This window comes from Niveispirillum sp. FG148, assembly GCF_057809655.1.
In genome coordinates this window covers 54,294-70,239 of record NZ_JBMDKJ010000017.1, presented here as the reverse complement: position 1 = coordinate 70,239, position 15,946 = coordinate 54,294, and the positions used below count along the sequence as shown (strand labels likewise).

Genomic DNA, 15,946 nt, shown 5'->3' with positions numbered 1-15,946 from the left:
ACTGTCCACCCCTGTCGGCCCGATCAGTACAACGTGTCCAACGCCTCCTTGGTGAAGGGCTTTAGCTGGTCCAGCCGCCCCTCGCGCAGCTTGCGCGCCCATTCCGGATCGGCCAGCAGACAGCGACCAACAGCCACCAGATCGAACTCCCCCGCCTCCAGCCGCGCGATCAGGGGGGAAAGGTCTGTAGACACCTCCGCCCGTTCCCCGACGTCGGTCACCGACATGGGACCGGCCATGCCAACACTGCCCACGGTGATGGTGGGCTTGCCCAGCAAGTGCCGCATCCAGCCGGCAAGGTTCATGTCCGATCCGGGGAATTCCGGTTCCCAGTACCGGCGCTGAGAGCAATGGAACATGTCCAGACCGGCATCGGCGATGGGCTGAAAAATGGCCTTCAGATTCTCCGGCGTGTCGGCCAGCCGGGCGCCGTAATCCTGCTGCTTCCATTGCGAGATGCGAAGGATGACGGGGAAGTCCGGCCCCACGGCAGCGCGCACGGCGGCCACCACTTCCACCGCGAAACGGGTGCGGGCAACAGCATCGCCACCATATTCATCATCACGGATATTCAGTCCTTCCCACAGGAAGGCATCCAGGATGTAGCCATGGGCGCCGTGGATTTCCACCCCGTCGAAGCCCAGCGCCCGCACATCGGCGGCCGCCCGGGCGAAACTGTCCACGATCTCCCGAATTTCCGCTCTGGTCAGCGGTGGCGACGCCTGCTTGCCGCCGGGCCTGAACAGGCCGGACGGGCTGGCATTGGGCAGATGCCGGTTGGGATAATCGTTGCTGGGGTGGCGCATGGGTCCGACATGCCAGATCTGTGGCACGATGCGGCCCCCGGCTTCATGCACCCCGTCCACCACCCGCCGCCACCCGTCCAGTGCCGCGCCATGAAAGGCCGGAACGCGGACGGAGTAGGAAGAGGTGGGATGGTCGATCGTCGTCCCCTCCGTCACGATCAGACCCACCCCGTTTTCGGCCCGCCGCCGGTAATAGGCGGCAACATCGGGGCCGGGGAACTGGTCAGGGGATTTCCAGCGTGTCATCGGGGCCATGACGATCCGGCTGCGCAGATGCAGCGGACCCAGGTCGAAGGGCCGGAAAAGGGCATCAAAGGCGTTCATCGTTTCATCCGCCACATGTGGAAAACCAGAACGCCAGACAATCACGCCCTTACGATCGCAGCCCCTATCCGATGGCGGTGGATCGGTAGGGTTCGGGCAGCAGGGCCCGCAGGCGGAATTTCTGCACCTTGGTGGAAGACATGGGCCATTCGCTGACAAAGACGATGGCGCGCGGGATTTTCCAGCGTGCCAGTTCCCCCTGGCACATGGCGATCAACGCCTCTTCCGTCACCGTACCGCCCGGCACCCGCTCCACGAAGGCCACCGGCACCTCCCCCATCCGGGTGTCGGGTGCACCGATCACCTGGACCATCTTCACGTCGGGATGCCGGGTCAGGAAGAATTCGATCTCGGCCGCGGCGACATTCTCGCCGCCGACCTTCAGCATGTCCTTCAACCGCCCGGCATAGTGCAACCAGCCATCGGTATCAATCCGGCCGCGGTCGCCCGTGCGCACCCAGCCACCCGGCAGGATGGTGGCCACCGTGGCGTCCGGGTCGCGATAATAGTTGAGGAAGGCCCCACCACCGCGAAACTGGATCTCCCCCATCATCTCCGGCGGGCACAAGCCCCCGCTGTCGGGGTCGACAATGCGGATTTCCGTATGGCGGGGTGGCCGGCCGCTGGTCACGGCGCGCCGCTCCGTCGAGGTATCGGCGGGCGTGAAAGTGACGATGCCGGAGCCTTCCGTCATCCCGAACAGGTTCAACAGCACCGCGCCCGGCGGCAGCAGTTTCTGTACCGCCTGCTGCGTGGCCGGCGGCCCGACATTCAGCATCGACCGGACAAAGCCGAAACCCTCACGCGAATAGGACGGGTGTTGCAGCACCGTCAGCGACATTTGTGGAAAACCGGAATAGAGATGCGCGATGCGGTGCCGCCGGATCAGGTCGACCGCGCCCTCCGGCTCAAAATGCGGCTGGGTCATGAAGGCCGCGCCCCGTGACAGCACCGCCGTCATCGGCCCCACCCCGCCCGTGTGGAAAAAAGGCATGGGCATCCAGATCCTGTCCGCCGCGGTCAGGTCGACCGTTTCCGCGAACGTGTACCAGCTGCGCTGGATGCCGGCATGGGACAGGACGCAGCCCTTGGGCGCCGAGGTGGTGCCGGAAGTGTAGATGATGACGGCCGCCTCCTCCGGCGCCACCGATCGCCACGCCACGTCGACCGCACTGTCGGTCACGTCCCTTCCCGCTTCGATCAGGGCCTCTTCCGACAGGAAGCCTTGATGACGCCGCCGTCCCATCAGCACGGCGTGGCGCAGATCGGGCGCCCCGGCATCCGCCCCTTCCGTCAGACGGGGCAGGGTCTGTTCCAGCAGCCTGACAAAATCGACATGTTCGTCAATGGCGTCGGTGGTGAACAGCACCCGTGCCTGGCAATGGGCGATGGCGTAGGACAGTTCATGCCGTTTGTAGCGGGCATTCAGGGGCACCATGACAGCACCGGCATAGAGGCCGGCGAAAAAGCAGGGAAGCCAGTCGGCGCTGTTCGGCATCAGCGTCGCCACATGGTCGCCGGGCCTGACATCCAACGCGATCAAACCCTTGGCCATGGCCCAGGCGCGGGCATGCAGCGCACCATAGGTGACCTGGCTGTCGGGAAAAATGCCGAAGACGGCATCGGGCGTCAGCGCGGCCTGCGCCACCAGCAGACCGGCAATGGTGGTATCCCCCGCTTCAGGCCGGGTGTTCTTCTGCGTCATCCTGGTATCCCTTCCCCGATCGTCGCTTCACGTCCAGACGACCCCTGGTACAGGCCGATGGCAGCAGGGACACCCATCCAAAGTTAGGTGAAGCGGCCCCGATTATGGCGAAGTCTGACCCTATCAGGCGCCGACGGCCTGATCCCATATGGACGAGCCCCGATGAATGCCAACCTTTCCATCTTCCGGCGCTATGTGACCGGCTTTGTGAACCGACACGATTTCTCGGTCATCGGCGACATCATGTGGCCCGATTACACGCTGCAGACCGGCGGCCAGGCCATCAGCGGCCGTGACGATGCTTACCGATCCGCCGTGGCCCGCCAGTTCCAGCAATTTCCCGGTTTGGTCTTCACCCCGCATGAGGTCATGGTGGCCGGCGATTGCATCGCCGTCCGCTTCACCGAACATGGAGCCTCGATCAAACATGCCGGCCGGCCAGCGGCGTGGGAAAGCATCGGGATCTACAAATTGCGAGACGGCCGGCTGGCCGGCTGCGCCATCGAGCAGGATTATTTCTCGCGGCGGCGGCAACTGGAGGAAGGCCCCGCCATGCGGGTCGACCACCCCGCCATCGCCCCCTGGGACAGTCCGCCTGAACCGCCCAACCCCTTCGGCGAACAGGTGGTCAGGGACTGGCTCGGATCGGGAAAGCTGACGGACCACGCCAGCGTGCAGATTGATGATCAGCGTGCCACGCGCCGGGTGCCATCGATCCTTTCACAAACTGCCATCATCATCACCGATATCGTCTCCGCCGGGGACCGCGTCGCCTTCCATGCACGGCAGGAAGGCGTGCTCCTGGACGGGTTCAGTGATGGACAGCCCGGAACCCCAGTCTGGATGCATTGCTCCGGCATGGTCCGGGTTCGTGACGGGGCCGTCGCGGACGGCCATGTCCTGCGCGACCGCTGGGGTCTGTACCGCCGTCTGACAGCCGCGACCACACGATAAAATACGACATAAAACAGGAGAGACCATCAATGCCGCTCAAGATCACCTTCATTGATCCAGATGGGCAACAGCACGTCCTTGACGCCGCACCGGACCAGTCGGTGATGAAGGTTGCCGTGCAGAATGGTGTACCGGGAATTGACGCCGATTGCGGTGGTGCATGCGCCTGCGCCACCTGCCATGTCCATATCGACCCGGATTGGTTCGCCAAGGCTGGCGGCCCCGGGGATGAGGAGAAGGAAATGCTGTCCTGCGCGCTGCATCTGCGCGAAACCTCACGCCTTGCCTGCCAGATCAGAATGAACGCCACACTTGACGGCATTCTTGTCCATATTCCGGCCAGCCAACGTTGACATGCCGGCTTGGCCACTGGCGCGATTTCTGCTCGGCGTCGCCATCCGGACGCAACAGGATGGGCGCAATCCCCGGTCTTCCATCACCAGGCAGGCAGGGAACTCACGACATCTGACCAACGCCCCCCGGGGGCGGGTCACAATGACCCGCAGTTCAACCGCCTGCTCCCGCCTTTGCTGCGGCATTTGCCGATGATTGTTCCAACGCGCGGATCGACCATTCGACATGGCTGTCCATGATGGCCGCGGCGACGCGGCCATCACCAGCCAGGATGGCGTCCGCCAATCGGTTGTAATTGGCAATATAGCCGGGAATATAGGTCCGCATGTCGATGGTGGTGGCCAGCAGGCGGTTCCAATATTCGATATTCAGCAATCCCATCAGATAGTCGACATAGGGCTTCTTCGCGATTGAGTTCAGCAGATAGTGGAAGTCGTTCAGAACCAGATAGAATTTGTATGATGGCGGCGCGTCGCGCGCGGCGCGGATGCGTTCGATGGCGGCTTCCACGCGCTGCCGGTTATCCCCTTCATCGATCAGCCGTGTGGCGGCGACGACGCCGATCTTGGCAATGGGCCCTGTCACCTCGTAGATCTGGATCAGGTCCTCCAGGGTCAGCACCCGCATGACCGCGCCCTTGTCCGGCAGCAATTCCACCAGCCCCTGGCCGGCCAGCACATGCAGCGCCTCGCGCACGGGTGCGCGGCTGACGCCCAGCCGCTTGGCCAGTTCGGCTGCCTTGATGCGCTGCCCGGGCTTCAGCACCCCCTCGTCCAGGCTTTGCAGCAATATCTCGTGCATTCGCTGGACCAGTGTCGTCCGGGTACTGCCATCGGCCATCAGCTTCGGCGCGCCGAATGGCGAATGGGAAATGCTGGAGCCGCGATCCGATCCGTCCATCGCCATGTCGGCGTCGTCGGTCCGGGGGGGGCGTCTGGCCCGCACCTTTGATTTCACGTCTTTAACGGCTTGCGTCATCCCGAAACCCGCCCAGCAACTGCTTTTCCATGTCGCGCGGCAGTGTCGACACATTCGCCACCACCCGATGCCCCACCTGCGTGGCCGATGCTACGACATCGACCGTCCCTTCGCAAAGAAGGCGTTGAGAGAGCATAGCGTAACCATTTTCAGTGTCGACACATTTCACCATCCCCATCCTGAATATGCCCACCCACCAATAAGCGTATGCCGTATCATACTGATTTCACAGCATTTATTATGATCACCTGGCGGTGCCCGGGAAATTTTCATCCATTCCAGAATTTGACCACTTGAAAGTGCCGACACTTTGTGATGCATTGAAGGCGTCCGGCGGGCTGCTTCATCAGGGACTGACGCCATGAGCAAACACCAATCCACCCCCTCCCCCTTCCCGGAACCGATCGCAGCACGCATCGCGCGCTTTGATCAGCTGACGGAGATCGCGGCCCAACGGGACCATGATGTCCCGCAGGCCGTGGCCGACCTGATCTGGTCACGTCGGCTGTTGCCGGTATTGACGCGGGCCGATGATGCCCCAGGCCCCTTTGGCACGAAGGCACCGATCAAAGGGGCCGGCGACATGTCGATCACCTTGGCGGCCTGCCCGCCCGGCACAGGCCCTTCCCTTCATACCCACCGCAGAACCTTTGAGACCTTCACGGTGCTGAAGGGGCTTTTTGAATTCGCCGTGGGCGAGGATGGAGAGTTCAGGGAGACCCTGAGACCGTTCGACACGATTTCGGTGCCGCCGGGCCTTGCCCGTGCCTTTCGCAATATCGGGGGTGAAGACGGGCTGCTGCAGGTCATCATCACCGGTGGCGTGCATGACGTGGACGACATCACGTTCCCGTCGGCAACCGCCCGCGCCATCACCCGGTATGGCGAGCGATACCTGACCCAATTCCGGGCCATGGGGTTGCGTTTCGGCGTCTGATCATGGCCCGCGCGGCACACGGTCCCCCAGGGAACGACTGAACCCCGTCTGCGGCAACGGGCAAGATCGACTTCTGGCCGGATGATGGCCAGGCCGACAAGGCCACGACAACCGTCCGCATGCTGCTGTCCGTCTTGTCGGCATCTTTATACCGGTGATGTCTCCGGCCACACGCCCTTTGGCGACCCGCAGGCCACCGGCTCCATGACAACCGGCGGTGCGGCCCCTGCCGCGCCTGACCCAGAGGACGGGTGAAATGAAGGATTTCAACGAGAAGATCGCGCTTGTCACGGGTGGCAGTTCCGGCATTGGCGCCACGCTGGCGGTGGCATTGGGCCGGCGCGGCGTCCGGGTCGCCATCGTGGCCAGCAGCGATGCGGCCAAGGCGGCCCAGGTGGTGGATGCCATTGTCGCCGCCGGTGGCGAGGCCAGGGCCTACGCCGCCGATGTCCGTGATCCGGATGCGGTTTCGGCACTGCTGGAAAAGGTCACGGCGGATTTCGGCGGCCTGGACATCCTGGTCAATGCCGCCGGGGTCTTTGAACCCACCCCCGTGGGTGGCACCGCACCCGAAACAGCCGACAGGATGATCGACATCAACATGAAGGGAACCTGGAACTGCCTTCAGGCGGCTACCCCGCATCTGAAGGCGCGGGGGCGCGGCAAGGTCCTGAACTTCGCTTCCGTCGCCGGCACGATCGGGGTGAAGGGCTTCGCCCTCTATTGCGCCAGCAAGGCCGCGATCGTGATGCTGACGCGCGTGGCCGGCGCTGAACTGGCGCCCTTTGGCATCAATGTCAACGCCATCGCCCCCGGCAATACGGAAACCCCGATGAACCTGGCGCTGCGCACCGCGCCGGAGATGGCGGACGCGCTGGACGGCCTGCGCCGCATGACCCCCAGCGGCGTGACCTTCTCCAAACCCGAAGAGATTGCGGAGGCGGCTCTTTACCTGCTTTCGGCCGCGGCCCGACCCGTCTTTGGCACCACGCTGGTCATTGATGAGGGCATCTCGGCCACCATCGGCTGAGCAGGGCCCCGCCCACGACACTCACCGGCGCCATCCGCGCCGGTCCATGAAAGAAAACACCATGCGCAAAGCCGAAAAAGTCATCATCACCTGCGCCATCACCGGCTCCATCCACACGCCGACCATGTCGCCCTACCTGCCCATCACTCCGCAGCAGATCATCGACCAGTCGGTGGAGGCGGCGGAGGCCGGTGCCGCCATCCTGCATCTGCATGCCCGTGATCCCATCGACGGTCGTCCGTCGGCCGATCCCGACCTGTTCATGCAGTTCCTGCCCCAGATCAAGCAGCGCACAGACGCCGTGATCAATATCACCACCGGTGGCGCACCAGGCTTCAGCGAGGATGACCGGCTGGCGGCCCCGCTGCGGGCCCTGCCGGAAATGACCTCGCTGAACATGGGGTCGATGAATTTCGGCGTCTTCGGTCTGGCCGATAAATATCAGGACTGGAAACATCCCTGGGAAAAGCCGTTCCTGGAGGCCAGCCAGCGCTTCCCCGCCAACCATAATTTCGCACTGATCGAACGCATCATCCGGGAGTTGGGCGAAGCCCATGGCACGCGCTTCGAGTACGAATGCTATGATCTGGGACACCTCTACAATGTCGCGCATTTTGCCGACCGGGGCCTGATCAAGCCACCCTTCCTGATCCAGGGCATTTTCGGCGTGCTGGGCGGCATTGGCCCCGATCTGGAGAACCTGACCCTGATGAAGCAGACGGCCGACAGGCTGTTCGGCAATGACTATTATCTGTCGGCCTTCGGCATCGGCCGGTCGCAGATGCGGTTCCTGACCCTGTCGGCCATGCTGGGCGGCAATGTCCGTGTCGGGCTGGAAGACAGCCTGATGATCGGCCGGGGGCAGTTGGCCCGCAGCAATGCCGAACAGGTGCGCAAGATCAGGTCCATCCTGGACGAACTGGGGATCGAGGTCGCCACCCCCGACGAGGCCCGCGCCATGCTGTCCCTGAAGGGACCGGACCGGGTTGCGTTTTGATCGGGGATTTCAAAATGCGCTTCGCGACAGATACCGGCGGCACTTTCACCGACCTGGTGGTGGAAGAAGATGATGGCCGCATCAGCATGTACAAGGCTTCCACCGTACCCGGCGACCCGGTGCAGGGCGTACTGGCCGGGCTGACCCTGGCGGCCCAGGACCGGGGACTGGATCTGGCCGGGCTTCTGGCCCGTGGCACCACCTTCATCCATGGCACCACACACGCCATCAACGCCATCATCACCGGCCGCACGGCCCGCACGGCGCTGCTGGTGACAGAAGGGCACCGCGACATCCTGACCCTGCGGGAAGGTGGACGGCTGGAGCCCTTCAACCATTCCATCCCCTATCCCAAACCCTTCGTGCCCCGGTCCCTCACTTTCGAAGTGCCGGAACGCATCATCCATGACGGCTCCGTCCACCGCCCGTTGGATGAAGGCGCGCTGGCCGCCATCATTGACCGGCTGAAGGCGGAGAAAGTAGAGGCCGTGGCCGTCTGTCTGCTCTGGTCCACCATCAACCCGGTGCATGAAAGCCGTATCGGCACGCTGCTGGCCGAGGGACTGCCCGGCGTGCCGGTCAGCCTGTCGCATCAGGTGAACCCCACGCTGCGGGAATTCCGACGCGCCTCCTCCACAGCCATCGATGCCGCGCTGAAGCCGCTGATGGGCCGCTATCTGGGGGGCCTGGAAAGCCGGATGCGGGAGGCGGGCTTCAACGGTCAGGTCATGGTCCTGACCAGTTCGGGCGGTATGATGCCGGCCGCGGACGTGGCCGCCGCCCCCATCCGCATCATCAATTCCGGCCCGTCCATGGCGCCGGTGGCCGGCCATCACTATGCGATGCTGGAAGGGGTGAGCGACAGCGTCATCGTCGCCGACACGGGCGGCACCACCTATGACATCAGCCTGGTCCGTCGCGGCCACGTCCCCATGACGCGGGAACTATGGATCGGCCAGCCCACGCGCGGCCATCTGGTTGGCTATCCGTCGGTGGAGGTGAAAAGTGTCGGCGCCGGCGGCGGTTCCATCGCCCGTGTTGATGCCGGCGGGCTGCTGCATGTCGGGCCGGAAAGTGCGGGCGCCGTGCCCGGCCCCGTCTGCTACGGCCGGGGTGGGACCTTGCCTACGGTCACCGACGCCGCCCTGGTTCTGGGTTTCCTGGACCCCGATTTCTTCCTGGGCGGCGCCATGAAGCTGGACCGCGCGGGAGCCGAGGCCGCCATCCGTGAACATGTGGCCGAACCACTGGAGGTAGCGGTGGAGGATGCGGCCTGGAGCATCATCCATCTGTCCAAGGAGAACATGGTTCAGGCCATTGCCGACATCACCGTGGCCCAGGGCATTGACCCGGCCCGGTCCGTGCTGATCGGTGGCGGTGGGGCGGCGGGGCTGAATTCCACCTTCATCGCCCGCCGCCTGGGCTGCGACCGGTTGATCATCCCGGAAACCGGTGCCGCACTGAGTGCTGCCGGCGCCATGATGTCGGAGGTGACAGGTGAATTTGCCACCAGCCTTTTCACCAGCACCGCGCGCTTCGATTTTGACAAGGTGAACACCGCACTGGCCGACCTGAAGGCGCAGTGCGCCGCGTTCGCAGACCGGTCAGGCGACCCGGCCCGTCCGGCCCAGGTCGGGATCATCGCGGAAGCACGCTACGAAAATCAGGTCTGGGACATCGACATGCAGCTGGACCTGGATCAGTTCGCGGACGGGGAAGACGTGGCACGCCTGCGCAGCACCTTTGACCGGACCCACCGCCAGATATTCACGATCGACGATCCGGCATCCGCGGTGGAGATCGTGGGTCTGCGGGCGACGGTGCGCTGTGCGGTGCGGCCCTTTGCCGAATTCCGTCTGGACCCGGATCACACCATTGCCGCCAATCCCGGGCGCCACCGCAGGGCCTGGTTTCAGCAGACCGGCTGGGCCGAAACAGCGATCCACCGTCTGGAAACCATGCCGGCGGGCCAGGTCTTCGCCGGCCCCGCCATCATCGAAAGCGCGTTCACCACCATCGTCGTCGATCCCGGTGCCACGGCGCAGCGATCGGCGGCGGGCAGCATTGTCATCCATCCAGCAAGCCGGGCCTGAAGGACGCCACCATGATGGACCCCAAACTGAACGGTGCCGAACTCGCCATCCTCAACAGCCGGCTGGAAGGCGTGGTGCGCAAGATGGCGAACACGCTGCTGCGCACCGGCCGGTCGGGCGTGCTGAACCGGGCCAAGGATTTCTCCTGCTGCATCGTCACCGCCGACGGTGACCTGCTGGCAGCAGCAGAAAGCTTACCCATCCATGTCCTGGCCGGGCCCGACATGATGGCCCGCACCATGAAGCAGTTCCATCCGGTGCTGCGCCGGGGTGACGCGTTCCTGCATAACTCGCCCTATCACGGCTGCTCGCACCCGGCCGACCTGACGCTGCTGGTCCCCGTCATTGATGATGACGGCGTTCATCGTTTCACGGTTCTGGCCAAGGCCCATCAGGCGGATATCGGCAATTCAGAGCCCACCACCTATATGGCCAACGCCCGCGACGTCTATCATGAAGGGGCGCTGATCTTCCCCGCCGTTCAGGTGCAGCGGGATTATCGGGACATCGACGACATCATCCGCCTGTGCCAGATGCGCATCCGCGTGCCCGACCAGTGGCGCGGCGATTACCTGGCCATGGTCGGTGCTGTCCGCATCGGCGAAAAGGAACTGTTGTCGATGGGGCGGGAACTGGGCTGGTCCCGCCTGGACAGCTTTGCCCGGCAATGGTTCGATTATTCTGAAGCGGCCATGGCCGACGCGCTGGCCCGGCTGCCGCCCGGCAGCACGCAGGCCAGCAGCACCCATGATCCCTTCCCCGGCATGCCGGAAACGGGCGTGACCATCACAGCCAAGGTGACGGTCGATGGTGGGGCGGGCCGCATCTGTGTCGACCTGACCGACAATCCCGACAGCCTGCCCTGCGGCATGAATCTCAGCGAGGCGTGTGCCCGCACCGCGGCCATGATCGGGGTGTTCAATTCCCTGGACCACCGGGTGCCCAAGAATGCCGGCGCCTTCCGCCGCATCGATCTGGTATTGCGGCGGGGCTGCATCGCCGGCATCACCGAACATCCCTATAGCTGTTCCGCCGCGACGACCAATATCGCCGATCGTGTGGCGAACGCGGTGCAGGTGGCCATCGCGGGATTGGGCGACGGGTTCGGCATGGCAGAGGTCGGGGCCGTGATCGCCCCATCGGCCGGGGTGGTGTCCGGCGTTGATGCCCGTAACGGCAGGCCCTTCGTCAATCAGATCTTTCTGGCCTTTTCCGGCGGGGCTGCCAGCCCACAGGCGGATGCCTGGTGGACGACGGCCCATGTCGGCAATGCCGGCATGTGCTGTATCGACGGGGTCGAACTGGATGAACTGTACCAGCCGCTGCTGGTGCGCAAACGCGGCTTCCTGGCCGACAGCGAAGGGGCCGGCACTTTCACCGGCGCACCGTCCACCATCGTGGAATTCGGGCCCCTGGTCGGGGCCTTCGACCTTGGCTACGGCTCGGACGGCACGGTCAACGCCCCCATCGGCGTGCGGGGCGGCGGTCCGGGTGGACGGGCCGATCAATGGCTGCACCGGGCCGATGGCCGGCATGAACCATTGCCGGCCTGCGCCCTGGTCCGGGTCCAGGCCGGCGACATCATCACCGCCATTTCCGCCGGTGGCGGCGGCTATGGCCCGCCGACATCGCGGGCACCAGAACGCGTGGCCGACGCCGTACGCGAGGGCTATCTGAGCCCTGGGCGCGCCCGCGACATCTACCGCGTCGCGCTGGACCCGACCGGCCAGCCCGACCCTGTCGCAACCCGTGAATTGAGGGCCGCATCATGAACCAGCCCCTGCGCGTCATCGTCACTGCCGGTGCGTCCGGCATCGGCCTTGCCATTGCCGAAGGTTTCCTGGCAGAGGGGGCACAGGTCGCCATCTGCGACATCGATGCCGACCGTCTGGTGCCACTGGCCGCAGCCCATCCAGGGTTGGCCGCCGCACCGGTCGATGTGTGCGATCCCGCTGCCGTCCAATCCTTCGTCGACCATGTCCGCGACCTGTTCGGCGGGGTCGATGTGCTGGTCAACAATGCGGGCATCGCCGGAGAGATCGGTCCTATCGCGGGATTGTCGGATCAGGGCTGGCGGGCCAGCTTCGACGTCAATGTCCATGGCGCCTTCTTCATGATCCGTGCCGTGGCCCCCTTGATGAAGGCCCAGGGCGGCGGGGCCATCATCAATATTTCCACAGGGTCGGTGACGACACTGCCCCTCAACCGCGCGCCCTATATTGCATCGAAATGGGCGCTGGAGGGGTTGACGAAGGCGGCTGCACGGGAACTGGGTCCAGACAATATCCGCGTGAATGCCATCCGCCCGGGCTTCGTGGACAGCGCGCGCATGCGCGGCATCCTGGGCGACATTGCCCAGCAGCGCGGCGTGCCCTTGACCAGCGTGGAAGCGGAAGCCCTGCGCTACATCTCCATGCGCAGCAAGGTGCAGCCGGCGGAGATTGCCGACATGGCCCTGTTCCTGGCATCCACCGGCGCCCGCCACGTCACGGGCCAGCTTCTGTCCGTCGACGGCAATGTCGAATGGGAATGAAAGGAACAACCATGGCCCGCATCCCCCCATTGACACCGGCGGAACTGGCCGCCCGGTCGGTCGATCTGTCCTTCATCGGCGATGATTTCCACGAATTGCCCAACAGCGTGCCCACGCTGGCCTACCGCCCCGATATCCTGCTGGCCAGCGGCGCCCTGTGGGGCAGCGTCATGCGGGCCGGAACGGTCGATCCGGGCTTGAAGTGGATGGTCGGTTACATGGCCAGCCGGGCGGCAGGCTGCCGCTATTGCTCGGCCCACACGGCGACCGGGGCGGGTGCCCACGGCGTCGCCGCCGACAAGATCGCCGATATCTGGAATTACGAACGCAGCCCGCTGTTCAGCAACGCCGAACGCGCGGCGCTGACCGTGGCCGTCGGTGCCGGCCAGACCCCGAACGCCGTCAGCGACGGCGATTTCCTGGAATTGTCCCGCCATTTCAATCGGGAAGAACAGGTGGAAATCGTGGCCGTGATCGCCCTTTACGGCTTCTTCAATCGCTGGAACGACACGATCGCCACCACATTGGAGGCCACGCCCCACCGGTTCGCGACAACCGTCCTGGCGTCGGATGGCTGGGAGGTCGGCAAGCATGGCTGAGGGACACCCTATTACCCCCGGTCAAAGTGCCGACACTGACTAAGCCCCCCCTTAGGGGGCCATCATTCGCCGCCCGATGGGGCGCCTTATCCATCGGACACGCAGACCATTTGCCACAGCTTTCGGGAAAGTGTCTGCACTATCCTGGTGTCTCAGTCTCACCCCCCGGCAATTCAGGCGCCAAACAGCGGAATGGAAAGGAAATTCATGCCGCACCAATATTATCATCCTTGTTACTGCCGACACTTTGTGGCTTAGTATCCTTCATGCGGCATTTGCAGCCGGGATAAGGGCGACCAGGGATGGCCCCCTCGCCCCGGCCGTAATCGGACGGAGCCCCCAAGAGACCTCCCCTGGCGGAGTCAGTCGACAGAGGGGCCAAAAGCCGGCACGAACCCGGCAACCAGAAATCTGGATAATAAATATCATTGGATGAAGCCTCATCTTGAGAACAGGAGAGTGCAGAAATGAAAACGGGTAACTTGCAGACGCTCCTTATGCTTGGCGCCGTTGCACTGGCAGCCACACCCGGGGCGCGGGCGGAAGAAGAACTGAAGCTTGAGGAGATCATCGTAACCGCCACAAAGATGGGGGAGACAAGGCTGCAGGAGACGCCGATCGCGCTTTCCGCCTACACGCCAGATTTTCTTGACAAAAATGGCATCCGCGATGTCCGCGACCTAGCCATTTCCACGCCCAATCTGGTCATCGCCCAGAATGGCAACGCCGCACAGATCTACATCCGCGGCATCGGTTCCAATATCACGGGCGGCGGCGGAGAGACCAGTTCAACTGTCCACCTGGACGGCACTTTCATTGCGCGGCCCAACGGCGCTTTCTTCAATTTTCTGGATGTGGAGCGCATCGAAGTGCTGCGCGGTCCGCAGGGAACATTGTACGGGCGCAACTCTGTGGGTGGCACGATCAACGTCATTTCCCGCAAGCCCGATGACAAGGTGCAGGCCAAATTCCAGCAGACTGTCGGCAATTATGATCTTTGGCGCTCCGAGGGCTATATCAGCGGACCGCTGGTCGCCGAAAAACTGTCGGCCAGCATCTCCGCCTCGCGCAGCAAGCGCGACGGCTATTGGGAAAATGTCGTCGCCTCCGGCAATGACCGCGCCTCGGAAGACAACTGGGCAACGCGCGGTCAGATCCGCTTCACGCCGACCGAAAAGCTGGAGATGCTGATCCGCGCCGATTACATGAAGGATGAGGGGCTGCCCGCCATCAATCATGTGCTGCTGGCGCCATATTACCCCGTGACCGGGGGACCGGAAGATCCCGTGACCGCCAGCATCCGCGGCGATTGGCACAAATTTGCGGCCGACACGGCGTCGGTCTATGAGCGCACCATGAAGGGCGTGTCCGGCGAGATCAATTATGATCTGGGCCCGGCCGCGCGGCTGAAGTCGCTGAGCGCCTACCGCCGCGGCAAGCAGTTCCAGATCGCCGACACCGACGGTTCCGATCTGAACAAGCAATATACAAATTCCACGGAAAGCCAGCACCAGTTCTCCCAGGAGCTGAACCTGTCCGGCAGCCTGGACGCGCTGCGCTATGTGTTCGGGCTTTATTATTTCAACGAGCATATTGCCAATGGCGGGGCCGGTGTCGTCTCCAACATCCTGAACCGGATCACGAAACCGCAGCCGATCATCGACACGGATGCCTATGCCGCCTATGGGCAGCTGGACTACGATCTGACGGATGCGCTGACGGCAACCGTCGGCATCCGCTATTCCGACGAGAAGAAGGATTTCGACCAGAACCTGAACATCCTGTCGACCGTCACCGGCCTGCCCCTGGCGACATACCCGCGCACATATCAGCGCGAAGGGCATTACAAGGCCTGGACCCCCAAGTTCGGCCTGAATTACGACGTCACCGACGACGTGATGCTGTATGCCTCCGCCACGCGCGGCTTCAAATCGGGCGGCTTCAACTTCTCCTCGGGCAACAGCATCCAGGGCTACGATCCGGAAAAGCTGTGGAGCTATGAGGGCGGCTTCAAGTCGACCCTGCTGGACAAGCGCCTGCGGTTCAACGCCTCGGCCTTCTATTACGATTATACCGACCTGCAGGTCTCCGCCTTCATCACGCCCGGCGTGACTGACATCACCAACGCCGCCGATGCCACCGTGAAGGGGCTGGAAGTGGAGCTGGAGGCCAAGGTCACCAACGATCTGGATATCGGCGGCACGTTGAGCCGCCTGGAAGCCACCTATAAGAATTTCCCCGGCGCGCCCATCACGGGCGGTACGTTTGATGCGACGGGCAAATATCTGAATTCGGCGCCCAAATGGTCCTACACCATCTATGCCAACTATAATTACGGGCTGCCGGACGGCAGCACGCTGGACTTCCATGCCGACTATGGCTGGAAAAGCCGGCAATATTACACGGTCGTGAATGACATGGTGCAAAGCTCGCCCAGCTACGGATTGCTGAACGCGAACATCACCTACACGTCACCGGACGACCATTGGCGCGTCGTTGCCTATGGCCGCAACCTGGGCAATGAATATTACCTGCTGTCGGCGGGAACCTATACCGTCGTTCCCGCTGGGACGCCGGGCGATCCCCGCACCTTTGGCGTACGCTTGTCCTACACCTATTGACCCGGGCGCCCGGAC

The 15,946-nt window shown here is 63.8% G+C and carries 14 protein-coding genes; 10 read left to right on the top strand and 4 right to left on the bottom strand.

What is annotated here, in order from left to right; all coding sequences use genetic code 11:
- Positions 1-23: 23 nt before the first annotated feature.
- Both ACODTW_RS17575 and ACODTW_RS17570 read right to left on the bottom strand, forming a co-directional pair.
- Positions 24-1,130: an NADH:flavin oxidoreductase gene (locus tag ACODTW_RS17575; RefSeq protein ID WP_488947359.1), complete on the bottom strand. Its 1,107-nt coding sequence runs from the start codon at positions 1,128-1,130 to the stop codon at positions 24-26.
- A gap of 64 nt (positions 1,131-1,194) precedes the next feature.
- Positions 1,195-2,835, bottom strand: a complete 1,641-nt coding sequence (locus ACODTW_RS17570) for a class I adenylate-forming enzyme family protein (protein WP_488947358.1) — start codon at positions 2,833-2,835, stop codon at positions 1,195-1,197.
- A 162-nt stretch (positions 2,836-2,997) separates the two neighbouring features.
- Between ACODTW_RS17570 and ACODTW_RS17565 the strand changes: the two genes are divergently transcribed.
- Together ACODTW_RS17565 and ACODTW_RS17560 are read left to right on the top strand one after the other, a co-directional pair.
- Positions 2,998-3,789 (top strand): nuclear transport factor 2 family protein, encoded by a 792-nt coding sequence (locus tag ACODTW_RS17565; RefSeq protein ID WP_488947357.1) that lies wholly within the window; start codon positions 2,998-3,000, stop codon positions 3,787-3,789.
- Between the two features lie 29 nt (positions 3,790-3,818).
- Positions 3,819-4,142, top strand: a complete 324-nt coding sequence (locus tag ACODTW_RS17560; RefSeq protein WP_488947356.1) for a 2Fe-2S iron-sulfur cluster-binding protein — start codon at positions 3,819-3,821, stop codon at positions 4,140-4,142.
- A gap of 154 nt (positions 4,143-4,296) precedes the next feature.
- Here the strand turns inward: ACODTW_RS17560 and ACODTW_RS17555 are convergent, their stop codons facing one another.
- The gene (locus tag ACODTW_RS17555) at positions 4,297-5,049 is read right to left on the bottom strand and encodes a GntR family transcriptional regulator (protein WP_488947355.1); all 753 of its coding nucleotides are present in this window, start codon (positions 5,047-5,049) and stop codon (positions 4,297-4,299) included.
- Between the two features lie 55 nt (positions 5,050-5,104).
- Positions 5,105-5,257 carry a hypothetical protein gene (locus tag ACODTW_RS17550; RefSeq protein ID WP_488947354.1) on the bottom strand — a complete coding sequence of 51 codons (153 nt, stop codon included), beginning with the start codon at positions 5,255-5,257 and terminating at the stop codon, positions 5,105-5,107.
- A gap of 225 nt (positions 5,258-5,482) precedes the next feature.
- Between ACODTW_RS17550 and ACODTW_RS17545 the strand changes: the two genes are divergently transcribed.
- The 8 genes from ACODTW_RS17545 (at position 5,483) to ACODTW_RS17510 (ending at position 15,931) form a co-directional block, all read left to right on the top strand.
- Complete coding sequence (locus ACODTW_RS17545; protein WP_488947353.1) at positions 5,483-6,058, top strand: cupin domain-containing protein; 576 nt, start codon at positions 5,483-5,485, stop codon at positions 6,056-6,058.
- 256 nt (positions 6,059-6,314) lie between these two features.
- Positions 6,315-7,088, top strand: coding sequence for an SDR family NAD(P)-dependent oxidoreductase (locus ACODTW_RS17540; protein ID WP_488947352.1), 774 nt, complete (start codon positions 6,315-6,317; stop codon positions 7,086-7,088).
- Positions 7,089-7,149: 61 nt separating this feature from the next.
- Entirely contained in the window at positions 7,150-8,085 is a 936-nt protein-coding gene (gene kce, locus ACODTW_RS17535) for a 3,5-dioxohexanoate:acetyl-CoA acetone transferase (protein WP_488947351.1), read from the top strand.
- A 14-nt stretch (positions 8,086-8,099) separates the two neighbouring features.
- The gene (locus tag ACODTW_RS17530) at positions 8,100-10,178 is read left to right on the top strand and encodes a hydantoinase/oxoprolinase family protein (protein ID WP_488947350.1); all 2,079 of its coding nucleotides are present in this window, start codon (positions 8,100-8,102) and stop codon (positions 10,176-10,178) included.
- Positions 10,179-10,189: 11 nt separating this feature from the next.
- The gene (locus ACODTW_RS17525; RefSeq protein ID WP_488947349.1) at positions 10,190-11,950 is read left to right on the top strand and encodes a hydantoinase B/oxoprolinase family protein; all 1,761 of its coding nucleotides are present in this window, start codon (positions 10,190-10,192) and stop codon (positions 11,948-11,950) included.
- Complete coding sequence (locus ACODTW_RS17520; RefSeq protein ID WP_488947348.1) at positions 11,947-12,711, top strand: SDR family oxidoreductase; 765 nt, start codon at positions 11,947-11,949, stop codon at positions 12,709-12,711. The genes ACODTW_RS17525 and ACODTW_RS17520 overlap by 4 nt, the downstream gene beginning before the upstream one ends.
- 11 nt (positions 12,712-12,722) lie before the next feature.
- Positions 12,723-13,310 (top strand): carboxymuconolactone decarboxylase family protein, encoded by a 588-nt coding sequence (locus tag ACODTW_RS17515; RefSeq protein ID WP_488947347.1) that lies wholly within the window; start codon positions 12,723-12,725, stop codon positions 13,308-13,310.
- Positions 13,311-13,777: 467 nt separating this feature from the next.
- On the top strand, positions 13,778-15,931 hold the full coding sequence (locus ACODTW_RS17510) for a TonB-dependent receptor (RefSeq protein WP_488947346.1): 2,154 nt from the start codon (positions 13,778-13,780) through the stop codon (positions 15,929-15,931).
- The last annotated feature ends 15 nt before the right edge of the window (positions 15,932-15,946 follow it).

Coding starts and splice junctions, on each gene's coding strand:
- ACODTW_RS17575 (WP_488947359.1), bottom strand. CDS start 1,130: ATGAACGCCTTTGATGCCCTTTTCCGGCCCTTCGACCTGGGTCCGCTG.
- ACODTW_RS17570 (WP_488947358.1), bottom strand. CDS start 2,835: ATGACGCAGAAGAACACCCGGCCTGAAGCGGGGGATACCACCATTGCC.
- ACODTW_RS17565 (WP_488947357.1), top strand. CDS start 2,998: ATGAATGCCAACCTTTCCATCTTCCGGCGCTATGTGACCGGCTTTGTG.
- ACODTW_RS17560 (WP_488947356.1), top strand. CDS start 3,819: ATGCCGCTCAAGATCACCTTCATTGATCCAGATGGGCAACAGCACGTC.
- ACODTW_RS17555 (WP_488947355.1), bottom strand. CDS start 5,049: ATGGCGATGGACGGATCGGATCGCGGCTCCAGCATTTCCCATTCGCCA.
- ACODTW_RS17550 (WP_488947354.1), bottom strand. CDS start 5,257: ATGCTCTCTCAACGCCTTCTTTGCGAAGGGACGGTCGATGTCGTAGCA.
- ACODTW_RS17545 (WP_488947353.1), top strand. CDS start 5,483: ATGAGCAAACACCAATCCACCCCCTCCCCCTTCCCGGAACCGATCGCA.
- ACODTW_RS17540 (WP_488947352.1), top strand. CDS start 6,315: ATGAAGGATTTCAACGAGAAGATCGCGCTTGTCACGGGTGGCAGTTCC.
- kce (WP_488947351.1), top strand. CDS start 7,150: ATGCGCAAAGCCGAAAAAGTCATCATCACCTGCGCCATCACCGGCTCC.
- ACODTW_RS17530 (WP_488947350.1), top strand. CDS start 8,100: ATGCGCTTCGCGACAGATACCGGCGGCACTTTCACCGACCTGGTGGTG.
- ACODTW_RS17525 (WP_488947349.1), top strand. CDS start 10,190: ATGATGGACCCCAAACTGAACGGTGCCGAACTCGCCATCCTCAACAGC.
- ACODTW_RS17520 (WP_488947348.1), top strand. CDS start 11,947: ATGAACCAGCCCCTGCGCGTCATCGTCACTGCCGGTGCGTCCGGCATC.
- ACODTW_RS17515 (WP_488947347.1), top strand. CDS start 12,723: ATGGCCCGCATCCCCCCATTGACACCGGCGGAACTGGCCGCCCGGTCG.
- ACODTW_RS17510 (WP_488947346.1), top strand. CDS start 13,778: ATGAAAACGGGTAACTTGCAGACGCTCCTTATGCTTGGCGCCGTTGCA.